This window comes from Stenotrophomonas sp. MMGLT7, from assembly GCF_021168555.1.
In the GTDB taxonomy this organism is placed as follows: Bacteria; Pseudomonadota; Gammaproteobacteria; order Xanthomonadales; family Xanthomonadaceae; genus MMGLT7.
Genome location: NZ_JAJOZS010000015.1, coordinates 64,434 through 84,191 on the forward strand (window position 1 = coordinate 64,434; position 19,758 = coordinate 84,191).

General features: G+C 71.6%; 18 protein-coding genes. 3 read left to right on the top strand and 15 right to left on the bottom strand.

The window, feature by feature from the left end; all coding sequences use genetic code 11:
* Position 1 precedes the first annotated feature (1 nt).
* From LRX76_RS15960 to glnA, 4 genes are all read right to left on the bottom strand, one after another.
* Positions 2-1,066: an ATP-binding protein gene (locus LRX76_RS15960; protein ID WP_231806612.1), complete on the bottom strand. Its 1,065-nt coding sequence runs from the start codon at positions 1,064-1,066 to the stop codon at positions 2-4.
* Between the two features lie 175 nt (positions 1,067-1,241).
* Entirely contained in the window at positions 1,242-2,672 is a 1,431-nt protein-coding gene (amt, locus tag LRX76_RS15965; protein WP_231806613.1) for an ammonium transporter, read from the bottom strand.
* 20 nt (positions 2,673-2,692) lie between these two features.
* Entirely contained in the window at positions 2,693-3,031 is a 339-nt protein-coding gene (locus LRX76_RS15970; protein ID WP_231806614.1) for a P-II family nitrogen regulator, read from the bottom strand.
* A 270-nt stretch (positions 3,032-3,301) separates the two neighbouring features.
* Positions 3,302-4,711 (bottom strand): type I glutamate--ammonia ligase, encoded by a 1,410-nt coding sequence (gene glnA, locus LRX76_RS15975; protein WP_231806615.1) that lies wholly within the window; start codon positions 4,709-4,711, stop codon positions 3,302-3,304.
* 255 nt (positions 4,712-4,966) lie between these two features.
* Here glnA and LRX76_RS15980 point away from each other — a divergent pair, with 255 nt between their 5' ends.
* Positions 4,967-5,764 carry an undecaprenyl-diphosphate phosphatase gene (locus LRX76_RS15980; RefSeq protein WP_231806616.1) on the top strand — a complete coding sequence of 266 codons (798 nt, stop codon included), beginning with the start codon at positions 4,967-4,969 and terminating at the stop codon, positions 5,762-5,764.
* Positions 5,765-6,133: 369 nt separating this feature from the next.
* Positions 6,134-6,958 carry an META and DUF4377 domain-containing protein gene (locus LRX76_RS15985; RefSeq protein ID WP_231806617.1) on the top strand — a complete coding sequence of 275 codons (825 nt, stop codon included), beginning with the start codon at positions 6,134-6,136 and terminating at the stop codon, positions 6,956-6,958.
* A gap of 96 nt (positions 6,959-7,054) precedes the next feature.
* On the opposite strand, the gene LRX76_RS15990 is transcribed toward LRX76_RS15985, so the two are convergent.
* The 9 genes from LRX76_RS15990 to LRX76_RS16030 all read right to left on the bottom strand — a co-directional run bounded on the left by LRX76_RS15990 (position 7,055) and on the right by LRX76_RS16030 (position 16,905).
* On the bottom strand, positions 7,055-7,672 hold the full coding sequence (locus tag LRX76_RS15990) for a YbhB/YbcL family Raf kinase inhibitor-like protein (protein WP_231806618.1): 618 nt from the start codon (positions 7,670-7,672) through the stop codon (positions 7,055-7,057).
* 19 nt (positions 7,673-7,691) lie between these two features.
* Positions 7,692-9,758 carry a tetratricopeptide repeat protein gene (locus LRX76_RS15995; protein ID WP_231806619.1) on the bottom strand — a complete coding sequence of 689 codons (2,067 nt, stop codon included), beginning with the start codon at positions 9,756-9,758 and terminating at the stop codon, positions 7,692-7,694.
* 808 nt (positions 9,759-10,566) lie between these two features.
* A complete protein-coding gene (locus LRX76_RS16000; RefSeq protein WP_231806654.1) occupies positions 10,567-11,568 on the bottom strand; it encodes an alpha/beta fold hydrolase in 1,002 nt (333 codons plus the stop codon).
* An 87-nt stretch (positions 11,569-11,655) separates the two neighbouring features.
* On the bottom strand, positions 11,656-12,453 hold the full coding sequence (locus LRX76_RS16005) for a lysophospholipid acyltransferase family protein (protein ID WP_231806620.1): 798 nt from the start codon (positions 12,451-12,453) through the stop codon (positions 11,656-11,658).
* Positions 12,454-12,556: 103 nt separating this feature from the next.
* The gene (locus tag LRX76_RS16010; protein ID WP_231806621.1) at positions 12,557-12,979 is read right to left on the bottom strand and encodes a hotdog fold thioesterase; all 423 of its coding nucleotides are present in this window, start codon (positions 12,977-12,979) and stop codon (positions 12,557-12,559) included.
* Positions 12,980-13,143: 164 nt separating this feature from the next.
* Positions 13,144-15,141, bottom strand: coding sequence for a phospholipase D family protein (locus tag LRX76_RS16015; RefSeq protein WP_231806622.1), 1,998 nt, complete (start codon positions 15,139-15,141; stop codon positions 13,144-13,146).
* Entirely contained in the window at positions 15,138-15,674 is a 537-nt protein-coding gene (locus LRX76_RS16020) for a YceI family protein (protein ID WP_231806623.1), read from the bottom strand. Before LRX76_RS16020 ends, LRX76_RS16015 begins: the two co-directional genes overlap by 4 nt.
* 40 nt (positions 15,675-15,714) lie before the next feature.
* Complete coding sequence (locus tag LRX76_RS16025) at positions 15,715-16,191, bottom strand: histidine phosphatase family protein (RefSeq protein WP_231806624.1); 477 nt, start codon at positions 16,189-16,191, stop codon at positions 15,715-15,717.
* Positions 16,192-16,272: 81 nt separating this feature from the next.
* Positions 16,273-16,905 carry a ParA family protein gene (locus tag LRX76_RS16030; RefSeq protein ID WP_231806625.1) on the bottom strand — a complete coding sequence of 211 codons (633 nt, stop codon included), beginning with the start codon at positions 16,903-16,905 and terminating at the stop codon, positions 16,273-16,275.
* A gap of 496 nt (positions 16,906-17,401) precedes the next feature.
* On the opposite strand from LRX76_RS16030, the gene LRX76_RS16035 reads away from it, so the two are divergent.
* Positions 17,402-17,617, top strand: coding sequence for a hypothetical protein (locus tag LRX76_RS16035; protein ID WP_231806626.1), 216 nt, complete (start codon positions 17,402-17,404; stop codon positions 17,615-17,617).
* Positions 17,618-17,712: 95 nt separating this feature from the next.
* Here LRX76_RS16035 and LRX76_RS16040 read toward each other — a convergent pair whose 3' ends face one another.
* Positions 17,713-18,630 carry an AEC family transporter gene (locus tag LRX76_RS16040; RefSeq protein ID WP_231806627.1) on the bottom strand — a complete coding sequence of 306 codons (918 nt, stop codon included), beginning with the start codon at positions 18,628-18,630 and terminating at the stop codon, positions 17,713-17,715.
* Between the two features lie 197 nt (positions 18,631-18,827).
* Positions 18,828-19,466, bottom strand: a complete 639-nt coding sequence (locus LRX76_RS16045; RefSeq protein WP_231806628.1) for a tetratricopeptide repeat protein — start codon at positions 19,464-19,466, stop codon at positions 18,828-18,830.
* Between the last annotated feature and the right edge of the window lie 292 nt (positions 19,467-19,758).

Sequence of the window (19,758 nt, forward strand, 5' to 3'; positions counted from 1 at the left end):
ATCATGCAGCTCCTTTCCTGTGCCCGCTGCCTTCGCCGGCATCGGTGGCCTGCGGCAGCAACAAGGTGAAAACGGTATGCCCCGGACGCGAGCGGAAGGTCAGCGAGCCGTAGTGCTCGCGCGCGACCTGCTGTGCCAGCGCCAGGCCCAGGCCGCTGCCCTCGGCGCGGCCGGACACCAGCGGCAGGAACAGGTGCTCGGCCAGTTCCTCGGGCACGCCGGCGCCGTCGTCGATGATCTCCAGCCGCAGCGCCATCGCGTGCACGCGGTCGCGGATGCGCTGGCCGTGCTCCACCCGCGTGCGCAGCGTCACCTTGCCGGCGCCGGCCTGGATGGCGTTGCGCACCAGGTTCCACAGCGCCTGGGTGAGGCGGTCGGCATCGCCGGGAAACTCGGGGATGCTGGGGTCGTAGTCGCGCTGCATCTTCACCGCGCCGCGGCCTTCGGTCTCGGCCAGGCGCAGCACCCGCTCGAGCACGGCGTGGATGTTGAGCAGCACGTGCGGGTGCATCGGCGAGGGCGAGAGCAGTTGCTCCAGCAGCACGTTCAGGCGTTCGATCTCGGCGCCGATCAGCTCGATCAGCTCGCGCTCGTCCTGGTCGCGCTGGCCGGCGCGGCGGGCGAGCAGCTGCGCCGCCCCCTTGAGCCCGGCCAACGGGTTGCGCAGCTCGTGCGCCAGGCCCTTGAGCGCGGCGCTGAGCGCATTGGGCAGCGCCTGCGCCGGGTCGAGCGCCGGGAAATCGTCCACCGGATGGGCTTCCAGCAGCCAGCCGCCATCGTCGAGCCGGCTCAGCCAGCCGTCGGCGAAGCGCGGCGCCTCGCCTGGCGGCCCCAGCGCCATGCGGTGCAACCGCAGCACGTCGCGCTCGCGGTTGTCGAGGAAGCGCGCCAGCGCGTCGCCGCGGATCTCCAGCGCCGCCAGCGGCTGCCCGAGCAGCCGCCGCGCGCTCAGCCCCAGCCAGCGCGCGAAGGCAGGGTTGCAGCCGAGCACCCGCCCCTGCGCATCGGCCCAGACCAGCGGGGTACCGAGGGCATCGAGCGGCGGCGGGGAATCGGTCATGACCATTGCACCAATTTAGTGCAAGGCTCGCACGATGCGATCGGCGAGCATCCGGATCGAAGCGGTCGCCGCGGCCGCGATGGCGGGCACGCGGGCGATGTCCAGCAGCGACAGCCGGCCGCGGGCGGCGGCGCGGTATCGCCAGGCCGGCCCGCGGCGTTCTCCGCGGGCCGGCCCGATCTCACGACTCGTAGGCCGATTCGCCATGCGAGGTGATGTCCAGGCCTTCGCGCTCGGCCTCCTCGCTCACGCGTAGGCCGAGCACCACGCGGGTCACCAGCAGCGCCAGCGCGGTGACCACCGCGCACCAGACCACGGTGAACAGCACGCTCTCGACCTGGATCCACACCTGCGCGCCCATCGACTCGACGCCGTCGGCGAAGCCGGTGCCGCCCAGCGCCGGCGCGGAGAACACGCCGGTCAGGATCGCGCCGACGATGCCGCCGATGCCGTGCACGCCGAACACGTCGGCGGTGTCGTCCACCTTCAGCAGCCGCTTGAGCCCGGTCACGCCCCATACGCAGATCACGCCGGCGGCCAGGCCGATGACCAGCGCGCCCATCGGCCCTACGGTGCCGCAGGCCGGGGTGATGCCGACCAGGCCGGCGACCGCGCCGGAGGCCGCGCCCAGCGCCGAGGGCTTGCCCTTGGTGAGGGCCTCGACCACGGTCCAGCCGAGCACCGCCGCGGCGGTGGCCAGGATGGTGTTGATGAAGGCCAGCGCGGCCACGGTGTCGGCGGCGGCGGCGGAACCTGCGTTGAAGCCGAACCAGCCCACCCACAGCAGCATCGCGCCGATGTAGGTGAACGGCACGCTGTGCGGCTTGAGCGCACCCTGGCCGAAGCCGATGCGCTTGCCGACGAAGTACGAGCCCACCAGCGCGGCGACGCCGGCGTTGATGTGCACCACGGTGCCGCCGGCGAAGTCCAGCGCGCCGCGGTCCTTGAGGAAGCCGCCCTCGCCCCAGACGATGTGCGCCATCGGCACGTAGCTGAAGGTGAACCACAGCGCCGAGAACAGGATCACCGCCTTGAACTTGATGCGCTCGGCGAAGCCGCCGACGATCAGCGCGGTGGTGATGCCGGCGAAGGTGGACTGGAAGGCGACGAACAGCAGCTCCGGCAGGCCGCCGTCGATGGTGTCGGCGGTGATGCCCTTGAGGAACGCCTTGTCGCCGAACGAGCCGAAGAACGCGTTGCCGGCGCTGAACACCGCGCTGTAGCCGTAGAACACCCACAGCACCACCACCAGCGAGAACACCACCAGCACCTGGCTGAGCACCGACAGCACGTTCTTGGCGCGCACCAGGCCGCCGTAGAACAGCGCAACGCCCGGCACCGTCATCAGCAGCACCAGCAGCGTGGAGGTCAGCATCCACGCCACGTCGCCGTGGTCGAAGGCCGGGGCGGCCTCCTCCGCGGGCGCGTCGGGCTGCGGCGCGGCCACCACGTCCAGCTGCTCGGTGACCACCGTCTCGTTGGGCAGCGGCGCCACCTCGGCCTGCGCCAGCGCGGCCGGCGCGTAGGCGAAGGCCGCCAGCGCGGCTACCAGCATCAACATGCATACGACATGGAGCCGGGTCTTCCACCCGGCGAACGCTGCAGTCTTCATCTACGGGCTCCTGTGGGGGTTCAGAGCGCGTCGGCGCCGATTTCGCCGGTGCGGATGCGGATGACCTGCTCAATGGCGGTCACGAAGATCTTGCCGTCGCCGATCTTGCCGGTGCCGGCCGCGGTCTGGATGGCTTCCACGACCGCCTCCAGGCGATCGTCGGTGACCACCGTCTCGACCTTGATCTTGGGCAGGAAGTCGACGACGTACTCGGCACCGCGATACAGCTCGGTATGCCCTTTCTGCCGGCCGAAGCCCTTGACCTCGGTGACGGTGATGCCGGACACGCCCGCCTGCGACAGGGCCTCGCGGACCTCGTCGAGCTTGAACGGCCGGATGATGGCGGTGATCAGTTTCATGCGCATACCCCGATGGTGGAAGGAGCCGGCCGGCTTGCGCCGGCCGGCGATTTCAAGCTTCCCGGACGCTCTCTCCTTCGCCCGGTTTCACGGTCGGCGGCCCGACGCCGGCAACGCCGGCGGGCACTGGACGCGGCCCACGCCCCGCCTTCCGCGGCAATCCCCTCGCCCGCCGGATGCCGGCAGGCGTTCGATGCCGGTATCGGTACCGGCACAGGGTGCGGCGATGGCAAAGGCGGGAGGGGAAGCCTTCGCCATCGCCGCGATTGCTCAGTTGCCGTAGTACAGCTGGTACTCCAGCGGATGGGTGGCGGCGCGGAACTTGGTCACTTCCTGCATCTTCAGCGCGATGTAGCCGTCGATGAAGTCGTCGGAGAACACCCCGCCGGCCTTGAGGAACTCGCGGTCGGCGTCCAGCGCCTCCAGCGCCTGGTCCAGGCTCGAGCACACCTGCGGGATCAGCTTCTCCTCTTCCGGCGGCAGGTCGTACAGGTCCTTGTCCGACGGCGCGCCCGGGTCGATCTGGTTCTTGATGCCGTCCAGGCCGGCCATCATCAGCGCGGCGAAGGTCAGGTAGCCGGACTGCAGCGGATCGGGGAAGCGGATCTCGATGCGGCGCGCCTTCGGGCTGGACACCCACGGGATGCGGCACGAGGCCGAGCGGTTGCGGGCCGAGTAGGCCAGCATCACCGGCGCCTCGAAGCCCGGCACCAGGCGCTTGTAGCTGTTGGTGCCGGAGTTGGCGAAGGCGTTGATGGCCTTGGCATGCTTGAAGATGCCGCCGATGTACCACAGCGCCAGCTGGCTCAGGCCGCCGTAGCCGTCGCCCGAGAACAGGTTGCTGCCGTCCTTGGACAGCGACTGGTGCACGTGCATGCCCGAGCCGTTGTCGCCGACGATGGGCTTGGGCATGAAGGTCGCGGTCTTGCCGTTGCGGTAGGCGACGTTCTTGATCACGTACTTGGTGGTGATCAGCTCGTCGGCCTTCTTCACCAGCGAGTTGAACTTGGTGCCGATCTCGCACTGGCCGGCGGTGGCCACCTCGTGGTGGTGCACCTCGACCTCGATGCCGACCTCGGTCAGCACCTTGCACATCTCCGCGCGCAGGTCGTGCAGCGAATCGGTCGGCGGCACCGGGAAGTAGCCGCCCTTCACCGCCGGGCGGTAGCCGCTGTTGCCGCCCTCGATCTTGGCACCGGTGTTCCAGGCGCCTTCCTCGGAGTCGATCTTGAAGAAGGTGTGGCCCATCTCGTTGCCGAAGCGCACGCCGTCGAAGATGAAGAACTCCGGCTCCGGGCCGAAGAACGCCTGGTCGGCGACGCCGGAGGACTTGAGGTAGGCCTCGGCACGCTTGGCGATGCTGCGCGGATCGCGGCCGTAGGCCTGCATCGTCGCCGGATCGAGGATGTCGCAGTAGATCACCAGAGTCGGATCTGCCATGAACGGGTCGACGAAGGCGGTGTCGGCGTCGGGCATCAGCACCATGTCCGACTCGTTGATGCCCTTCCAGCCGGCGATCGAGCTGCCGTCGAACATCTTGCCTTCCTCGAACAGCGCCGGCTCGACGATGCTGGCCGGGAACGTCACGTGCTGCTGCACGCCGCGCATGTCGACAAAGCGCAGATCGACGAACTCGATGTTGTTGTCCTTGACCAGCTTCTCAACGTTTTCCGCAGACATTCGATGCAACCTCGGATAGATGGATGTATGGGGCTCGGTCGAATGCAGCAATCGCCGTGCCAAGTCCCGCTTCTTCACAAGTCCTTGATTCATATATGCCGCGGGTTCATGTCGCGGCACCATATCGCACCAATATAGGACTATCCACTCATATTGCACCAATTATGTGCAAATGCGCTCCGTACACCCTCCGTTGCAGCCGCGACCGGCGGCCATGGACTATCCTTGCCCGCTTTCGCCACGGATCCCCTGTCGATGTCGGACCTGCTTTCCGCCCTGCTGCTGGGCATCCTCGAAGGACTCACCGAGTTCCTGCCGGTTTCCAGCACCGGGCACCTGCTGATCGCCGAGGCATGGCTGGGGCGGCGCTCGGACTTCTTCAACATCGTCATCCAGGCCGGCGCCATCCTCGCCATCACCCTGGTGTACCGGCAGCGGCTGCTGACGCTGGCCACCGGCTGGCGCGAGCCGGCCAACCGCGACTACCTGGCCAAGCTGGCGGTCGCCTTCCTGGTCACCGCGCTGGTGGGCCTGCCGGTGCGCATGGCCGGCTGGGAGCTGCCGGAAACGGTGGTGCCGGTCGCCTGGGCGCTGGTGGTGGGCGGCGTCTGGATGCTGGTAGCCGAGCACTTCGCCTCTCGCCTGCCCGAACGCGACACGGTGACCTGGAAGGTGGCGGTGCTGGTCGGCCTGGCGCAGGTTGTGGCCGGCGTGTTCCCGGGCACCTCGCGCTCGGCCGCGGCGATCTTCATCGCCATGCTGTTCGGCCTGAGCCGGCGCTCGGCGGCGGCCGAGTTCGTGTTCCTGGTGGGCATCCCCACCATGTTCGCCGCCAGCGGCTATGCCTTCCTGGAGCTGATCCGCCACGGCAGCGTGGCCCACGAGAACTGGCTGGACGTGGCGGTTGCCTTTGCCGCGGCGGTGGTCACCGGCGTGGTGGTGGTGAAGTGGCTGCTGTCCTACATCAAGGCGCACCGCTTCACCGTGTTCGCGGTGTACCGCATCGTGCTGGGCGCGGCGCTGCTGCTGTGGCTGCCGGCCGCCGCGCACTAGTCTCGCGACAAGGTTCAGATGCCGGTGGTGCGCGCGGGCCTCGGCTCGCAGCGCAAGGCGCAGGCCGCGGCCAAGACTGGCCGTCTTGGCCAGGTCTACAACGCGGCGATGCGGGTCGAGGCCAAGTGCAAGGCCGGCACTCGGGCGCTGTCGCGACACTGGCATCGCCCGGGCCGTTCCCAACGCAGCCGTAGCCCGGGAACGCAGCGCGCCCGCGACACGGGCCGGCACAAGTGGCCGCATCCCCGGCGCGGCCTTCGGCCTCGCCCAGGCTGCACCGAACCGGCCGGCATGCGACTGCGCGCTCACCCGCACTACAGACGCGATGCGGTATCAGTGTTGCCGGAACCACATCGAAGGGAACCCGCCATGAACAAGCTCCTCGTCCTGCTGCCGCTCGCGCTGGCACTGGCGGCCTGCGGCCGCGAACCGGCCACGCCCGCCGGCGAACTGCCGGATGCGCAGGCCCCGCAGCCGACCACAGCCAAGGCCGCGGCGCCCGACCCGCAGCTGCTCGGCCGGTATCACTGGCAGCTCGACCAGGCCACCGATGCCGGCGGCCAGCGCGTACAGGCGCTGTTCGTCGATCCGCAGCGGCCGCTGCAGCTCGACTTCGGCGACGGCCGCGTGGCGGTCAGCAACACCTGCAACCGCATGTCCGGCGGCTACGCGCTCGACGGCAGCCGCCTGCGGGTGGAGCGCCTGGTCTCCACCGAGATGGCCTGCGAGCCGCCGCTGATGGCGCTGGACCAGGCGGTGGCGCAGCGGCTGCAGGCACCGCTCGAACTGGCCACGGAAACCGCCGGCGACGCGCCGACCCTCACCCTGACCGCCGCCGACGGCACGGTCCTGGCCTTCCACGGCGTCGCCACCGCCGCCACCCGCTATGGCGGCGAAGGCCAGACCGTGTTCCTGGAGGTGGCCGCGCAGAGCCCGCCCTGCCAGCAGCCGTTGGTCAGCGGCAAGCCGTGCCTGAGCGTGCGCGAGGTGCACTACGACGAGCACGGCCTGAGATCCGGCGAGCCCGGCCCCTGGCAGAACTTCCACGAGACGATCGAGGGCTACCGGCACGAGCCCGGCGTGCGCAACGTGCTGCGGGTCAAGCGCTACGCGGTCAAGGACCCGCCGGCCGACGGCGCCGCGCAGGCCTACGTGCTGGACATGGTGGTGGAGGCGGAGAACACCGCCAGATAGAGGGCAGCGTCGCCGCCCGGGGCGCAGTCCCCACTGCAGCCGCCGCAACGTCCCTACGGCGGGGACGGCTGGCCCCGTGCCCGCGGGCTGGCGCTATCAGGCGCCGGCCAGGTCCGGGTTCAGCGTGTAGGTGCCGTGCAGCGCGGCCTCGGCCAGCACGTGGCCCTGGCTGGCGCGCAGCACGTCGGCGGCGGTGAAGCGTGCCGGCAGGTCGAGCCTGTCCACGTCCAGCGCGAACAGGCGGAAGAAGTAGCGGTGCACGCGCAGGTCGTTGAACGGCGGGTACGGGCCGTCGTAGCCGAAGTAGTCGCCGCCCATGTCGGCGTCGCCGGCGAACCAGCCGGTGTAGTCGTTCAGGCCCTGCCGCGCGCCGGCCGGGCCGGCGGGGTCGTGCTTGCCGCGGGCGCTGATGCCGTCGCTGCAGCTGCCGGCGGCGATGGCGCGCACGCTGGCGGGAATGTCGGCCACCGCCCAGTGCACGAAGTCGCCGCGCGGCTGCTCGAGCGGGATCTGCAGGTCCTTGCGGCCCACGGTCTCCGGCACGGTCGGCGCGTCCGGGTCGATGCACAGCAGCGCGAACGAGCGGGTACCGTCGGGCACGTCATCCCACGCCAGCTGCGGATTGCGGTTGCCGCCGAACCCATCCGGCGTGCCCATGGCGAATTCGGCCGGGATCGGCTGGCCGGGCTGGAAGCTGTCGCTGTACAGGTGCATCGGAGTTCCTCCTGCGTGATCAGGTTTCAGGATAGCCAAGACGGCGCGACACCGGCGCCAGCAGGGCGAAGGGCTCGGCCAGGACGTCGCGGTAGCGGCGCCAGTGCCCGGCCGGCAGCCGCGCCGGCGCCAGCGACGCCGCCGGCGGGAACGGCACGCCGAAGGCCTGCTGCAGCGCGCCGGCCAGCGCCTGCGGATCGGCCTCGATGCCGTCCAGCCGCAGCAGGTGGTGCGGGTACAGGTCCTGCTCGTGCAGGGTGGCGAGCTGGTTCAGCACGATCGCCAGCCAGCCGGCCGCCTTGAGCGGGGATTCCAGCGCCAGCGGCGCCGGGGCGCCGTGCGCCAGCCAGTCCAGCAGCATGTCGCGCGGATCGCGCAGCGCCAGCACCAGACGGCCCTCGGGCAGGGCCTGGCGCAGCGCCAGCAGCAGCGCGTTGTCCCACCACAGCAGCCAGTCGATGACGTTGCCGTCGCCGATGCCGCGTGCCGGCAGTCGCGCCCGCCACTCGTCCACCAGCGCCTGCGGCGCCAGCGCGCCCGAGGCCAGGTCGGCCACCGTGGCATAGCGCTGGAAGGCATCGTCCGGCGGCTGCGCGCCGAAGCGGTCGCCGCGCACCACGCGGCTGGCGGCCGCCATCGCCGCCACCAGCTGCTCGACCGCGGAACCGGGCGCGCCCCACACCAGCAGCGGGCGCGCGTCGCTGCCCGCATCGACCTGCGCCAGCGCCGGCCAGGCTTCGGGCGGGGCGCCGACCGGCGGCAGCGGCAGCCGCCGCGGCGCCTGCTGGCGGTTGAACTCGCACCAGGAGGCCACGGCCGCATCGGCCTGCCCGGCGCGGTCCTGCACCGAGCCCAGCCAGGGCAGCAGCGCGCCGCGCGCCTGCTCGGGCAGCTTGGCGACCAGCTCCTGCACGTACGCCACCGCGGCGGGCGGGTCGCGTTGCAGCAGAGCCTCGACGATGCGCTGCTCGCCGCTGACGCGGCCGGGCTCGATGGCGACGATGCGCCGCGCCACCGCCTCGGCCTGGTCGCGCTCGCCGGCCATGTCGTGCACCCGCATCTGCGCTTCCAGCGCCGGCAGGTGTGCGGGCATGGCCGCCTGCCAGCGCTCGATCAGCGCGCGCGCGGCGGCACCGCCGACCGGCTCGATCGCCAGCCGCGCCAGCCACAGCTCGTGCGAGTCGCCGGTGGTGGCCAGCGCCGCCTCCAGCGTGGCGCGCGCCTCGTCCTCGGTGCCCAGCCGTTCCCATGCCGTCAGCAGCGCCTGCAGCGTGCGGCGGTCGCCGGGCAGGGCCGCCAGCGCCTGGCGCAGGTGCGCCGCCGCCTCGGCCGGACGCCCGGCGCCCAGCTCGATCTCGCCAGCCAGCCGTTGCGCGGCCGGGCCGATGCCCTGCGCCTGCAGGATCGGCTCGAGCGCGGCGCGCGCGTCGTCCGCGTGGCCCTGCTGCAGCGCCAGTTGCGCGATCAGCATGCGCAGCGTCGACGCAGCGGGCGAAAGCTCGACCACCCGGGTGAAGGCGCGCTCGGCGAACGCCGGATGGCCCTTCTCCATGTAGGCGAAGCCGAGCGCGTACAGCACGCGCGGGTCGTCCGGCAGCTGCTTGCTGGCTTGCGACAGCAGCGCCAGCGCGCGCTCGGCATCGCCGCGGCGCAGGGCGACGATGCCGTCGACCGCCATCAGTTCCGGATGTTCGGGCGCCAGCCGCGCCGCGGTGCGGCTCAGCCGCTCGGCCTCGTCCAGCTCGCCGCGGGCGGCCGCCAGGTGCGCCTGCATCAGGTAGGCGGTGAACCGGTTCGGGTCCAGCTCGGTGGTGCGCGCCAGCGCCGAATCGGCCGCCGCCACGTCGCGCCGCGCCAGCAGCAGGCCAGCCTGCTGCAGGTGCAGGCCGGCGTCTTCCGGCGCCAGCCGGAGCGCGCGGCCGTTGGCGTCCAGCGCCGGGTCCGGTTCGCCGGCCTGCTGCAGCGACAGCGACAGCCAGTACCAGGCCTGCGCCGAGGCCGGCTCCTCGGTGGTCCAGCGGCGGGCGAGCGCGACGGCTTCGTCGGCGGCGTTGCGGCGCAGGGCGGCGGCGATCTGTTCGTGCATGGATCCGGATGCTCGGGGCAAACGGCTATTGTAGGGCGTGCCCCGGCGTGCCGAAGCGCACCCGGGGAGAACCGCAGGGCGGGACCGCCGCAGGACCGGGCAAGCGAAGCTCGCCCGGGAACGGGACCGGGTCATCGCCTCCGGGCGCGGCTGTCGGCCTGTCTACGCTGCCTGCCAGGCCGTGCTGGCATGTCGTGGCGGGCGACGCCTGGCCTATCCCCGCCGCCCGGGACGATTCCGATCGTCGCTGCCTGCGAACTGGAGCCCAGGGCGCTGCCGCGATCGACCCAAGTTTGCCTGGATGACCAGCCATGGCCAGAGCCGTTCGGCTGCGGTGAGGCATTTCGGCTGTGATGTAGCGCTTGGGCTGTTGAAGAGCGCTTCCCGCGTTCGCGCACTACTGTCCGGGGAAGCTTTCCTGCCTGGCCGGCGAAGGCCTGCGGCAGAAACCTTGCGAGCTTGCCGGCAACAGCGGGACTCGGACCGTGGGCCGCCATCCGCGTGCTGGTCGTCCCCGCGCAGGCGGGGACCCGGCGACTTGCGCGGTGAAATCGGTCAGCTACGCAATCTCCCGGTAACTCCACCTTTCAAGGCACAGGCACCATGGGTCCCCGCCTGCGCGGGAACGACGCGTTCACTCTTCCGGACGTGAGCCGCACCACTTCGGCTGGCAACTGCCCGATCCTGCTCTTTCCCCGGACAGCAATGCGCGTACGCGGGGATGACGGCAAGCAGGTCCAGCGCGCAGCCTCGATCCGCGAACGGTGCCGACGGCGGGTGCGCGGCCCGCCTGCGCCCCGGTCGGCGTCTATCCCGCGGGCTGCCCCGCCGCCAGCGCCAGCCGCTGCGCCACCCAGCGCTCGGCGAAGCCGTCGCCGCGGGCATTCTCCAGGAAGCCGCAATGCCCGCCCCAGTGCGCCACCTGCAGGTGCGCGTGGGCCGGCAGCTGCCAGGCGCGGAAGTCGGTGAACGGGATCACCGGGTCGTCCTCGGCCATCAGGATGTCGGCCGGCACCTGCATCTGCGCCAGCCGCGCGCCGCCGATGGTGTAGCTGTCGAAGTACGCCTGCAGGCTGTCGTAGCCGGCGTGCTGCTCGGCCAGCCAGGCCATCAGCCCGCGCATGTCCAGCGCCAGCACGGCGTCGTCGTAGGCGAAGTGATCGGGGAACAGCGCGCGCTTGCGGATCAGCGAGTCGCGCCACTTGCGGCGGAAGTACCAGTTGTAGAAGTGGGTCTCGTGCTCCATGTACTCCATGGTCGAGGCCGGATCTACCAGCGGGCACACCGCCGCCACCCGCTCCAGCGGCAGCCCCGCCGCCGGCGCGCGCAACGCCAGCCGCAGCGCGAAGTTGCCGCCCAGCGAGTAGCCGGCCGCCAGCAGCCGCGGCGACGGGAAGCGCCGCCACAGGTCCTGCGCGGCATTGACCACTTCCTCGATGCGGTCGGAATGGAACAGGTCGACGTTGAGGTGGTAGGTGCCGCCGTGGTCGCGGAAATTGAGCCGGAACACCTGGTAGCCCTGCCGCAGCATGCGCGCGGCGGTCATCAGCATGTAGTTGGACTGGCTGCTGCCCTCCCAGCCGTGCAGCAGCAGCACCGTGCCGCGCGGTTCCTGGCGGCCGGCCGGCACGCTCAGCCAGCCCTGCAGGCGCACGCCGTCGCCGCCGTCGAGGATGTGCGCGGTGGTGGTGGCGCCGGTGGCGGCCAGCAGCAGCTCGCCGCGGCGGCGGCGGATCGGGCCCGAGCCCAGCACCGACTGCAGGTGCGGGTTGCGCAGCCAGCGCGGCGGCGCGTAGTCGGAGGCGCTCAGCAGGGCGTCGGCCTGGGCGTTCTCACCGGTGTGTCCGATGCCGTAGTCGCCGCCGTCCGCCTGCATGCCGTCACTCCTTCAGTCCGTTCAGGAATTCATCGCCGCGACGATGCGTGCGCGCGAGATCTCGGCGATGCGGCGCCGGCCCTCGACGTCGTGCGCTCCGATCGGCTCGAGGAAATGCACTTCCGCCCGTCGCGGCGGATCGCCGAGCAGGCGCAGGAAGTTGCCGAAGAAGCTCTCGCCGGGGGCGAACGCCACCCGTGTCTGCGCGTCGCCGCGCTCGCCGTAGCGTAGCGCCACCGGCTGCACGGGGGTATCGGTTTCCACCGCGGCCTGGAAGATGCGCGCATGGAACGGCCCCACCTCCTGGCCGCCGCGGGTGCGTCCTTCCGGGAACACGCCGACCGAGCGGCCGGCGCGCAGGCGCTGCTCCATCGCCTGCAGCACGCCGCCCAGGGACTCGGTGTTGCCGCGCCGGTGGAAGATGGTCTCGCCGCGCCCGGCCAGCCATCCCACCAGCGGCCAGCCGGCGATCTCGGCCTTGGCCACGAAGCCCATCATGCGCTGGCTGTGCAGCATCGAGATATCGGCCCAGCTGACGTGGTTGGCCACGAACAGGGTCGCTCCCGGATGCGGGGTGCCGATGCGCTGCAGGCGGAAACCGAAGATGTGCATCAGCGTGCCCTGCCACCAGCGGATCATCCGGTAGCCCAGGGTCTCGTCGCCCACCGGCAGCGCCGCGAGCGGGGCAACCATGACGCACAGCAGGGTCGGCGGCAGGCCCAGCACGACGTGCAGCAGCAGCAGCGGCACCCGGTACAGATAGCGCAGGCTGCGCAGAACGCCGCTTTCGCGGCGCAGGGAGAGGGAGGAATCACTCATGCGCACAAGGTACCGCAAAGCCGCCGGGGGAGAGGTCGCCTATTGTGTCAGCAAGGCGGCACGGCGGCATGGAAAGCAATGGTCCGGCAATGGCACGCCGGCCTCAGCGCCGCGTCACCACCGCCAGGGTCAGCCGCGACACGCATACGCGCTGGCCGGCGTCGTTGTCGATGGCGATGTCCCACACCTGGGTGCTGCGGCCGACGTGCACCGCCCGCGCGGTGCCGGTGACCTGCCCCTCGTACATGGCGCGCAGGTGGTTGGCGTTGATCTCCAGGCCGACGCAGACCTGGGTGCGCGGATCGACGCAGAGGTTGCCGGCCATGCTGCCCAGGGTCTCGGCCAGCGCCACCGAGGCGCCGCCATGCAGCAGCCCGAACGGCTGGTGGGTGCGCGCGTCCACCGGCATGGTGCCGCGCAGCCAGTCCTCGCCGGCCGCGGTGAAGACGATGCCGAGGTGGCCGATCATGTTGCCGGCGGCCTGGGCGTTGAGCGCCTCCAGCGAGACGGGTTCTTGGAAGACCATGGGATTTCTCCGGGATTCGGGATTCGGGATTCGGGATTCGTAAAAGCGTAGCGCTGTCGTGATCGGATGGAGTGGCGGGGCGGAGGCTTTCGCTCTTGCCGATCACCGCCCTGCACCGCCGAACGGCGGGTCATCCCGAATCCCCAATCCCGAATCCCCGCCCCTCAGAGAATCGGCACCAGCCCGGCACCGAAGGCGGTAAGCATCCGCACCAGCAGCCACTTCGGGCCGACGCTGACCTCGGGGAAGTCGCCGACTGCGACATAGCAGCTGCGGAACTGCGGGTCCTGGCGGCGCAGCGGGAACGGGCAGTCCGGTCCGGGCTGGAACTGGTAGTTGGTGGCGTAGCGCCACGGCCAGAAGTCCAGCACCGGCAATGCCTCGGAGGCCTTGCCGACGCTGTAGTTCAGCCCCGACAGCACGGGCGGCTTCTGCCGCGACGCCACCGTCCAGGAGTTGTCCGGATCGATGTCGCGGCGGATGCTCTCGGCCAGTGCGCGGGCGAAGGCCGGATCGTCGATGATCACCGCGCCCTCGGTGTTGTAGTTCTCGCTGCGCGGGTCGAAGTTGTGGGTGCCGATCACGCCGTAGCGCCCGTCCACCACCAGCGACTTGGCATGCAGGCCCATGCGCGCGCCCTGGCGGGTGACCGGCAGCGGGCGGTTGGCCGGCCGCGCGCTGAGGAACGAGGGCCGGGTCTCGGTGCGCAGCACGCGCCGGTCGACCCGGTTGCGGTCGTCGCGCGCGCCGGTGCTGCTGCCGCTGCCGCGGACATTGCTGCCGGCCGCGCTGCCGCCGATCAGGCGGTTGCGCTGCGGTGCCGGCGGCGCGGCGGCGCCGTCGTCCTGCGGCGGCGGCAGCAGGTTGGCGTAGTCCACCGGCGCGTCCAGCGGGAACGGCTTGTACTCGAAAATATCGAAGCCCAGCTCGCGCAGGTTGCGGCGCTTGTACTTGTAGGACAGCGCGTAGACGATCGGGTTGTCGGTGGCCGCCAGGCTGTTGGTGGACACCACCACGCGCGGCGGATCGGGCAGCCGGCGCAGCTGGCGGAAGATCTCCTGTGCCGGCTTGGACAGCACCAGGTAGGGCGTCTGCAGCATCACCTCCTGGCGCGCGCCGGCGATCAGGTCGTCCAGCTCCGGTGCGGTGGGACTGGCCTGCTGCGGCTGCTCGCGGCGGTGCTTCTGCGGCAGGTCGGCGACGTAGCTCACGTGCCGTACCGGCAGCGCGGTGCGCACGAAGACGTCCTCGACGAACTCCGGATCGGCCGCTTCCTCGGCCACCCGCTCGACCCGCTCCGGGCGCAGGAACGCCGCCGGCGGCATCGCCGGCACGCCCTCGCGCAGCAGCGTGCGGCCGACGTCGTTGAGCCGCTCCACCGGCACGCTGCGGCGCGCGACCCAGAAGGCGTCGAAGTTGGCGGCCATGTCGCGCACCACCGGACCGGCGATGATCACGTCGCGATCGCGGAAGTTGTACTCGCTGTCCCAGTCGTAGTAGTCGTCCTGGTAGTTGCGCCCGCCGACGATGCCGACCGCGTCGTCCACCACCAGCAGCTTGTTGTGCATGCGCTGGTTGAAGCGGCGGAAGCAGCACAGCACGCTGCCGGCGTAGTCGAAGTAGTTGAGCTTGGCCTTGCCGAAGGTGGGGTTGTAGATGCGCAGGGCGAAGTTCTGATGGGCGCCGGCCAGCGCGCCGAGGATCTGCAGGTCGGAGATGGCCGAGAGCTGGTCGATCAGCACCCGCACCCTGACCCCGCGCCGGGCCGCGTCGAGCAGCGCGTCGAGCACCATGCGCGCGCTGTCGTCCTTGTCGAAGATGTAGGTCTGCAGGTCGATGCTGCGGCTGGCGCTGTGGATCAGGTTCAGCCGCGCCACCAGCGACGCCTCGCCCTCGTCGAGCAGGGTGGCGTAGTGCCGCGGCACCTGCGCGGTGGAGGTGCTGAACGCCCTCCCGGCCAGGGTGCGCAGCGGCGAATGCTGCGCGCAGCGGTCTGCCTCGGTGCATTCCACCGTGGTGTCGCGGGCGGCCACGGCGATGGCCTCGGCGCGGTCGCGCTGGGCCGGCGACAGGCTGGCGCAGCCGCCGGCCAGCAGCGTCAGCGCGGCCAGCAGCAACGTGGAGACCCATCGCAGCGCCCCGGCCGTAGCTGAGGGCGTCATGGAATAGGCGCGTCCGCCAGGCGCGCGCGCAGGATGAAGGTCACCCGATCGCCCACGGCCACTTGCCACTTGTCCATCCCGTACCTTCCACGCAACACCGTACCGCGACTGATCACGTCGCAATCATACCCGGGGCGGTCGCATTCGGCCGGCATCAGCTTCAACGTCTCGACGCGGCTGACCCCGCGCAGGGTCAGCGTGCCGACTAGGTCGCCGCCGCGGACCACGGTGGCCGGGTCGTAGGGTTCGGACAGGAACTCCACCAGCGGGAAGCGCGCGGCATCGAAGAAATCCTCGCTGCGCATCCACTGCGTGTGCCGCGGCCGGCCGGGGATCTCGACCTGGGCGGTGTACATGCGCAGGTGCACCCGGTGGCGGCCGTCGGGCAGCACCTCGATGGTGCCGTCGAAGCGCGGGAACAGCCCCTCGATGCGCTGGCCGAAACGGGTGCGGATCTCGAAGCCGAAGCGCGACTGCGCCGGATCGAATGGCAGTGCCTGCTGGGCCCAGGCGCCGGCACTGCATGCCAACAACGCCCATCCGCACAGCCACCGCCACCGCGGGAACATCGCGTCAGGGCCACCAGAACGCGGTCAGGCGGGCCACGCCCGGTTCGATCGTGGCATCCAGCGGCAGCGCCAGCAGCGCCACCGACGCGGTCGGCATGCCGCGGTACTCGCTGCTGCGGCCGCTGTGCATCAGCGCCGCCAGCCGCTCCAGGCCCGGGTTGTGGCCGACCACCAGCAGCCGCTCGACCTCGCGGTGCTCGTCGACCAGCGCGGCCAGTGCGCCGGCGGTGGCCTCGTAGATGCGCGGTTCCAGCCGCTGCTCCAGGTAGCCGGTCACGCCCATCACCGCCTCCAGCGTCTCGCGCGCGCGCCGCGCCGGCGAGCACAGCGCCCGGTCCGGCACCAGCCGCTGCTCGTGCAGCCACTTGCCGGCCGCCTCGGCCTCGGCCATCCCGTGCGGCGACAGCGGCCGGTCGAAGTCGGCCTGCCCGGTGTCGGCCGGTTCGGCGTGGGCGTGGCGGAGCAGGATCAGTTCGCGCATGGCGGTTTCCCGGTCGGGAGAAGTGGGACGGGCACGCCGGGACGGCGGCGCGCGGCGGCGGGATGCGGGCCGTTCACCGGCTCAGGCCTGGTCCAGCCACCGCAGCAGCGGCTGCCAGTCCTGCTGGTGCTCGCGCACGTGCGCGGAGTTGTAGTCGAACAGGCTGCGCCCCAGCCCGACCAGCACCACGTAGGCCTGGGTGTCGCGCAGTTGCGTGACCACCGGGTACGGCCAGGCCTGGAGCATCTGCAGGGCCTGCTGCGAGGTCTGCGTCCACGGCTTGAAGCGGTTGATCACCAGCCCCACCGGCAGCTTGCGCTGGTGCACCCGCGGCACCTGCGACAGCGAGTTGAGGAAGCCGACGATGGCCTCGATGTCCAGCGCCGAGGGCAGCACCGGCACCACCACCGCGTCGGCCAGGTCGAGGAAGTGCTTCAGGTCCTCGGCCATCGCGCCGGCGGCGGCGTCGATGATCAGGGTGTCGGTCCCGGACGGGACCTTGTCGCCGAGCTTGCGCTTGCGGCTGACGTCCAGCGGCAGCACCGCGCTGTCCAGCCCGGCCCGCCGCTCGGCCCAGCGCAGCGAAGACCCCTGCGGATCGGCATCGGCCAGCGCCGTGCGCTGGCCCGACAATGCCGCATGCGCGGCGAGGTGGGTTGCCACCGTGGTCTTGCCGACGCCGCCCTTGGAGCCGGCCACCAGGATCGTTTTCATGCACGCCTCGCTTCCGGTTTGACTGGCCGCAGCGTACACCGCGTCCCGGTCGCCAGGTAGTCAAGGCCGGCCGCAGCCGGCCGGCGATGGCCCCGGCAGGAGGACCTGCGCAGGGGATCACCGTCCCGATCGGCGGCCGGCATCGGCGCAAAGCGCCCCGGCCTTGCGCTTCTTCGTTCGGCGGCGGCGCCGGCAGCACGCCCGGCCCGTGGCCGGACGACCGGCTGCAGGGACGGCGAAGCCGGCCACGCCGCCCCGTACCGCGTGCCCGGCCTATATGCCCTGCTTACTTTCCTGGAATGTCGATTTAACACGGACGGTGACAGGATGGCAGCGTCCTCGAGCAGGGCGCAGCCGGGCGCAACCCCTGTACATCCACTGCCGGCTGCGATGGCCTGGGCCCTGGACGGGCCGGACGCAATGGCATCCCCGCCATCGAGCGACCGGCAGGCTCGTGTCTGCCGTGCCGCAATCCCCACGTTTGCAGGAGGTCTCCATGACCCGATCCAGATACATCCTCGGAGCGCAGGCAGTGCCCCTGATCGCCGCCCTGGCCCTGGCCGGCTGCAACAAGCCCGAGCAGCCGGCCCCCGAGGCGCCACCGCCGGCCGATACCCAGCCGCCGCCGGGCGAGGCGCCGCCACCGTCGGATACGCAGCCGCCGCCGACCGATGGCAATCCCCCGCCGACCGATCAACCTTCCCAGGGTTGAGTCCCGCGGGCAGCCGCGGGACCCGCGCTGCGGCTCCGCCGCTGCCCGTCTTCCTTGTCTCCCCCCAATCGCCGCCGCTCCGGCCGGGGCGGCGGCTACCCGCCCACCAGGCCCAGCAGCCACAGCCACGCCGGCAGCGTGAGCAGCGACAGCAGGATGCTGTAGCCGACCATCGCCGCGGCCAGCCGCGGCGCCAGGCGGTGGGCGATGGCCAGCGCGGCGGCGGTGATCATGGTGGGCATGGCCGATTCGAGCACGTTGACCTTCAGCACGTCGCCGCGCAGGCCGAACACCAGCGACAGTCCCAGCGCCAGCGCCGGCAGCACCAGCAGCTTCAGCACCAGGCCGGCCCCCAGCGGCCGCAGCTCGGCCAGCGGGATGCGCAGCTGCAGCGACAGTCCGACCGAGAGCATCACCAGCGGCAGCATCGCGTCTGACAGGCTCCTGAGCCCGGCGCCGATCCACTGCGGCGGCTGCGCCGGCATCAGCGTGGCGGCGAAGACCAGCGCCCACAGCGGCGGGAAGCGGGCGATGCGCACGGCGATCTGCGCCGCCGACGGCGCACTGTCGCCGCTGTAGCGCGCCAGGATGTAGATGCCGTAGGTGGACAGCATCAGGAAGGTACCGAACTGATCGTAGACCACCGCGTACGGCAGCGCCGCATCGCCGAGCAGCGCGCGCACCATCGGGAAGCCGATGAAGCTGGAATTGGTCAGCACCACGCACATCAGCAGCGCCGCATGCTCGTCGCGGCGCAGGCGCAGCCAGCGCGTGGTCAGCGCGACCAGGCCGGTGGCGGCCGCTCCCAGCAGCCACGGGGTGGCGATCAGGCCGGCCAGCGACACGTCCACGTGCAGGCGCGGCACATAGGTCAGCACCGCCGCCGGCAGGCAGATGTACAGCACGACGCCGTTGAGCGTGTCGGCGGCGTTCTCGGGCAGGGTGCGGGTGCGCGCGAACAGCATGCCCAGCGCCAGCATGGCGAGGATCAGCGCAAAGGCTTCGAAGGCCATCGATGGATCGTGTCGTGCGGTGGGGCCGCTGAGGATCGCATGGCCGCCGCCGCGGCCCTATTGGCGGAAAGTCCAAGCCGCCGCGGCATGGGGCGGGCCCTGGCCCGCCAGCGGAAAGCCCGGGCCGGTCCAGGCCGCCATCATACCGGCCGGCGCCGGGGCGATGCCTGGCAGGCCGGGACGCCCGGCAGCGGGACCTACGGCCAGGCCGGGGGATCGGCGGCGTAGGCCGCCAGCACCTCGGCCAGCGTCGCCCGCTCGGCGTCGCTCCAGTCCGGCAGCAACCGCGGGAGATTGCCGGCATCGCCCCAGCGGTCGGGCCAGGTGCGCACCGCCGCCGCATACCAGACCACCGCCTCGGGCTTGCGCCCGGCGCTCCACAACGCCAGCGCCAGCGTCGGCGGCAGCCACTGCGGCGCGGCCGGACGGCCGTCGAGCAGTTGCGCCCATTGCGCCAGCGCGGCGTCCGCATCGCCGGCGCGATACAGGTCCCAGCCGTAGTTCCAGGCCACCGCGCGCCGCAGCGGGCTGTTCCCCGTCAGGTTGCCGAGCGCGGCCTGGTAGAGCTGCTCGCCCAGTTCGCGGCGGTCGCCGGCGAAGGCCACGTGCGCCAGCTGCGCGCGCGCATCGCTGGCCTGCGGGTTGCGCTGGACGATCGCGGCCAGGCGATCGACCAGCACGTCGCCCTGGGCATTGACCGCCACCACCGCGCGCGTGGTGGCGCGGTCCTCGTCGAAATAGAACTCCTTCGGCGCCGGCAGGTCCTGCGCCCGCAATGCCGCCGCCGCGGCCACGCCCACCAGCAACAGGCCGCAAAGCCATGCCTTCTTCAACATCGCTGCATTCCCCTGGGATACGACCGTCAACGCCCCTTCGCGAATGCTAACCGCAGCGGCCGGCCGAGCGCGAATCCGCGCATCCGGGGTGCGGCCGCACGTTCCCGCACGCCGCGCCGCGGTGGAACCCATGCCCGGCCCGCCGCTGTCCGCCGCCGGCGAGCGCGCGTGCCGCAGGCGCCCGCGCGGCGATGCTCTTCACGCTCCCGCCACCGCGGCCACTGCGACGCTTGCCGCCGCGGTGCGCGGCAGAACGGCGATGCGCGCATTGCGACGACGACCGACGCCGGGA